Genomic DNA, 4,724 nt, shown 5'->3' with positions numbered 1-4,724 from the left:
CTCCCACCCAGCCGGAGGGCACCACCCCCACACCACGGACCTCCAGCTCCTCGCCATCAACGACTTCCACGGCAATCTGGAGCCGCCCGCCGGCTCCTCCGGCCGGGTCACCGAGCTGCGGCCCGACGGCACCACCACGGACATCGACGCCGGTGGTGTGGAGTACCTGGCGAGCAGTCTGCGCGCCGCCCGCAAGGGGCACGACCGCTCGCTGACCGTCGCCGCCGGGGACATGGTCGGCGCCAGCCCGCTGCTGTCCGGCCTGTTCCACGACGAGCCCACCGTCGAGGCCATGAACAAGCTCGGCCTGGACGTCGCCGGCGTCGGCAACCACGAGTTCGACGAGGGCAAGGACGAGCTGCTGCGCCTGCAGAACGGCGGCTGCCACCCGGTCGACGGCTGCTACGCCAAGGGCCGCACGTTCAAGGGCGCCGACTACCCGATCCTGTCGGCCAACGTGGTGCACGAGAAGACCGGCAAGCCGCTGCTCAAGCCGTACGTCGTCAAGAACGTCAAGGGCGCGCGGGTCGGCTTCATCGGCGTCACCCTCGAGGGCACCCCGGACATCGTCTCCGCCGAGGGGGTCAAGGGGCTGAAGTTCCTCGACGAGGCCGAGACGATCAACAAGTACACCAGGGAACTCCAGCGGCGGGGCGTGCGCGCGATCGTGGCCCTCGTCCACGAGGGCGGCTACCCGGCCTCCTCGGCGTACAACTACGACTGCGACGCGGGCGGCAGCGGCTCCGGGCTGAGCGGGCCGATCGTGGACATCGCCCAAAAGGTCTCCCCGGAGGTCGACGCCCTCGTCACCGCGCACACCCACAGCGCGTATGTGTGCACCATTCCGGACCCGGCGGGCCTTCCCCGGCTGGTGACCAGCGCCGCCTCCTTCGGCCGGCTCTTCACCGAGCTGAACATGAAGTACGACCTGCGCAGCCACGACATCGTCCGCGCCACGGTCAAGGGCTCCAACCGTGTCGTGGACCGCACCCGGCCCAGGGCGGCCGACATGACGCGGCTGATCGACTACTGGCAGACCCTGGCCGCCCCGGTCGCCGAAAAGCCCATCGGATACATCTCCGCGGACATCCCGCGGGGCACCGAGGGCACCGTCGAGTCCCCGCTGGGCGACCTGATCGCGGACGCGCAGCTGGCGCACGCCAGGACCCTGGACAACAGCACCGACCTGGCCCTGATGAACCCGGGCGGCATCCGTGCCGACCTGGTCCACGCCGCCTCCGGCAGTGAGGGCGACGGTGTGGTGACCTACGCCGAGGGCTTCACGGTGCAGCCGTTCAGCAACACGGTCAACATCAAGGACCTGACCGGCGCCCAGCTGATCACCGTGCTCAAGCAGCAGGTCAGCGGCAGCAACGCCGAGGCCCCGAAGTTCCTGCAGGTCTCCGAGGGCTTCACCTACACCCTGGATCTGACCAAGTCGGGCGCCGACCGGGTGGTGACGGACTCCATCAGGCTCCACGGCAAGCCGATCGACCCGGCCGCCACCTACCGCGTCGCCGTGAACTCCTTCCTGGCCGGCGGCGGCGACGGCTTCACCGAACTGGCCAACGGCACCCGCCAGCTCGTCGGCGGCGACGACCTGGCCGCCCTGGTCGACTACCTCACGGCGCACTCCTCGCCCGCCGCGCCGTACACGCCGACGGCGGCCGACCGGATCACCGTCATCCGGTAGCAGCCACCGGACGGACCAGCCGGCCGAGGGGCGGGCCCCGCGGGGCCCGCCCCTCGGCAAAGGCGCGCCGCGCACACGGCGCAGCCGACGGTCGTGCCCCCGCCGGGCCCGCCCCGGCCCGGGATCCCTGCGCGCCGGGAAGCGCACACGGTGCTGCGGTGAGCCCTGTACGCGCCTCCGCCCTGGCGGGAAGACTGCGTCGGACAGTCCCGTTGCCCCGGCTTCTGAAAGGCAGGTCGGTCGCCGTGTTGCTGCGTCTGCCCGTGTCCGTGACCGAAGCACAGCAGTACCTGGCCGAAGGGGCGGTGCCCGTGGGCGGGGCGACCCTGGTGTGGGCCACCTGGCAGCGCGACGGTTTTCCCGAGCAGGCCATGTCGCTGCGCCATGTGCCCGAGGCGAACGTGCTCGGGCCCAGGTCGCTGGGCGCCGCCGTGGTGCTCGAACGGATCGACGACCGTGTGCCCCGGGTGCTGCGCGACGCCGCGGCCTCGGTGGGAACCGGAGCCGTACGCCGGGCGGCCACCGTCGGCGGCAATCTGGTCGGCAGCGCGCTGCGCTGCCTGCTGCCGGCGGCACTCGTGCTCGACGCACGGGCCACCGTGCTGGAGCCGGACGGGGTCCGTGAGACCGACCTCACCGAGGTCCTGGCCAAGCGCCACCTGCTGCTCGGCCTCCACTGGCGCGAACCGCTCGCCAGCGCCCACTGCAAGCAGCCCGGCGAGGCGGGCGGCCGGCCGCCGCTGGTCGTCGCGACGGCCGTGCACGAGGAGCACGAGGAGCGCGAGGGGCACACCACCTCACGCCGTCTCCGTGTGGCCGTGCGCGACGGCTACGACGTGCTCACCGGCAGCGTCCCGTACAGCACCGGCACCGCAGACAACACCGACAACGCCGACGGCACCGGCAGCACCGGCACCGAGCAGCTTCTGCGCACCCTGCGCCACTCGGCCTTCCACACCCTTTCCCCCGCGGCCTGGGAGGAGGTGCGCCGGCAGGTCACCGGCGTCCTGGCCTCGGCCGGCTGACCGCCCGGCCGTCCGCCGTCCGCCGCGAAACCGCGGTCGCCCGCGGGTCGCTCATGGCCGCTCGGCACCGGCCCGGGCGGCCCGGGCGCGGGAGGCCTCGATCTCGGCGTACGCCTGCTCCCTGCCCTCCCAGTGCGAGCCCTCGACGCTCTTGCCGGGTTCGAGGTCCTTGTAGACCTCGAAGAAATGAGTGATCTCCAGCCGGTCGAAGGAGGGGATGTCCGTCAGGTCCTGGATGTGGGAGTGACGCGGATCGTGGGCGGGCACGCACAGGACCTTGTCGTCCGGCCCCTGTTCGTCCCTCATGCAGAACATGCCGACGGCCCGGCATTCGATCACGCACCCGGGAAACGTCGGTTCGTCGACCAGGACGAGGGCGTCGAGCGGGTCCCCGTCGCGTCCGAGCGTTCCCTCGATGAAGCCGTAGTCGGCCGGATACCTGGTCGAGGTGAACAGCATCCGGTCCAGCCGGATGCGCTGCAGCTCGTGGTCCATCTCGTACTTGTTGCGGGATCCCCTGGGGATCTCCACGACCACGTCGAACTCCACGGTCGCCTCCTGGCCACGTCAGGGGATCGGGGCCGTCGGCGGCACGACGCCACGGTGTGCGGTGAGCCCTGCCGCCGGCACGCCGGGCATGCGTCTCCGCAGTGCCCCGCCACGTCCATGGTGCCCCGCGGGCCGGTCGTGTCCACTCCCATCCGCTCCCATCCGTTCCCGGCCCGTTCAATCCCGCCGTCGGCCCGCCTTCGGCTCGTCCCCGGTCCGGCCCTCCGGCCGCACCACGGGGCCGGCGGACTCCCGCGCCCGGTGGTCCTCGGACAGAGGCAGCCGTACCTCGAACAGCGCTCCCCCGCCCGGGGCATCGCCGACGGTGATGTCGCCGCCGTGGCGGCGGACCACGTCGCGGACGATGGCCAGCCCGAGGCCGGCTCCGCCGTCGTCGCGGGTGCGGGCGTCGTCGAGGCGGACGAAGCGTTCGAAGATGCGCTCCCGCTCCGCCACGGGGACGCCGGGCCCGTCGTCGGCGACCCGCAGGACCGCGGTGGTGCCCTCGGTGTGCAGGGTGACCGTCACCGAGCCGGTGGCATGGCGCTGGGCGTTGTCGAGCAGGTTCCGCAGGACTCGGGCGAGCCGGCTGCGGCTGCCGTCGACACGGACCGGGGTCTCGAGGGTGACGCGGACGGGAAGGGCGTCGGCGCGGCGGGCCGCCTCCTCCCGCACCAGGTCGTCGAGGTCGAGGGGGACCGCCTGCGGCTGCTCCCCGGCGTCGAGGCGGGCGAGCAGGAGCAGATCGGCGGCCAGGTCCTGGAGGCGTACGGTGTCCTGCACCGCGCCCTCCAGGTCGAGAAGCTCGGGGTGGGCGGCCGCGACCTCCAGCTGGGTGCGCAGGGAGGCGATCGGGCTGCGCAGTTCGTGGGAGGCGTCGGCGACGAAGCGGCGCTGCTGCTCCACGGAGGCCTCCAGGGCGGCCAGGGTCCGATTGGTGGTGGCCGCGAGGCGGGCGATCTCGTCGTGGGAGTCGGGTTCGGGCACCCGGCGGGCGAGGTCGCTGGAGGCGGTGATGGCCGACAGCTCGGCGCGTATGTCCTCGACGGGACGCAGGGCGCGGCGGGTGGTCAGCCAGGTGACGCCGGCGACGACGGCCAGCAGCAGGGGCAGGCCGATGAGCATGGCCGTGACGACGGTGCGGACGGCCCTCTGCTCGGTGGCCAGGGGTGCGCCCGCGTACACGGTGGCGGTCTCGCCGAAGGGGCTGGTCGCCCTGACGGCGGCGAACCGGTAGTCGGCGGTGCGGCCGTTCACGGTGGCACGGCCCGTCATGTGGTCCACGTCGCCGGAGACCTCGCCACGGCCGGGGATGCTGCCGGAGTCGTCGTCACCGTCGTTGTCGTCGCTGTCGCCGTTCTCGTGGTCGTCCCGGTCGTCGTTGTCGTCGTCCCGGTCGTCGTCGTGGTCGTCGTCGCTGCTGCGGGGTGCGGTGGCGGCGGGGGCGGGAGCGGCGA

The 4,724-nt window shown here is 72.8% G+C and carries 4 protein-coding genes; 2 read left to right on the top strand and 2 right to left on the bottom strand.

Annotated elements, in window-relative coordinates; all coding sequences use genetic code 11:
* On the top strand, positions 1-1,693 hold a 1,693-nt coding region (locus CCN35_RS27100), incomplete at its 5' end, for a bifunctional metallophosphatase/5'-nucleotidase (RefSeq protein WP_086794675.1).
* A gap of 245 nt (positions 1,694-1,938) precedes the next feature.
* A complete protein-coding gene (locus CCN35_RS27095) occupies positions 1,939-2,718 on the top strand; it encodes an FAD binding domain-containing protein (protein ID WP_086794673.1) in 780 nt (259 codons plus the stop codon).
* A gap of 51 nt (positions 2,719-2,769) precedes the next feature.
* On the opposite strand, the gene CCN35_RS27090 is transcribed toward CCN35_RS27095, so the two are convergent.
* Positions 2,770-3,267 (bottom strand): inorganic diphosphatase, encoded by a 498-nt coding sequence (locus tag CCN35_RS27090; RefSeq protein ID WP_067388646.1) that lies wholly within the window; start codon positions 3,265-3,267, stop codon positions 2,770-2,772.
* Between the two features lie 177 nt (positions 3,268-3,444).
* The coding region (locus CCN35_RS27085) for a sensor histidine kinase (RefSeq protein ID WP_107501110.1) at positions 3,445-4,724 on the bottom strand (1,280 nt) is incomplete at its 5' end.

The organism is Streptomyces thermovulgaris (assembly GCF_002155915.1).
Lineage (GTDB): Bacteria > Actinomycetota > Actinomycetes > Streptomycetales > Streptomycetaceae > Streptomyces > Streptomyces thermovulgaris.
The sequence above is the reverse complement of the archived record's forward strand: the minus strand, read 5'-3'. Positions and strand labels throughout refer to the sequence as shown.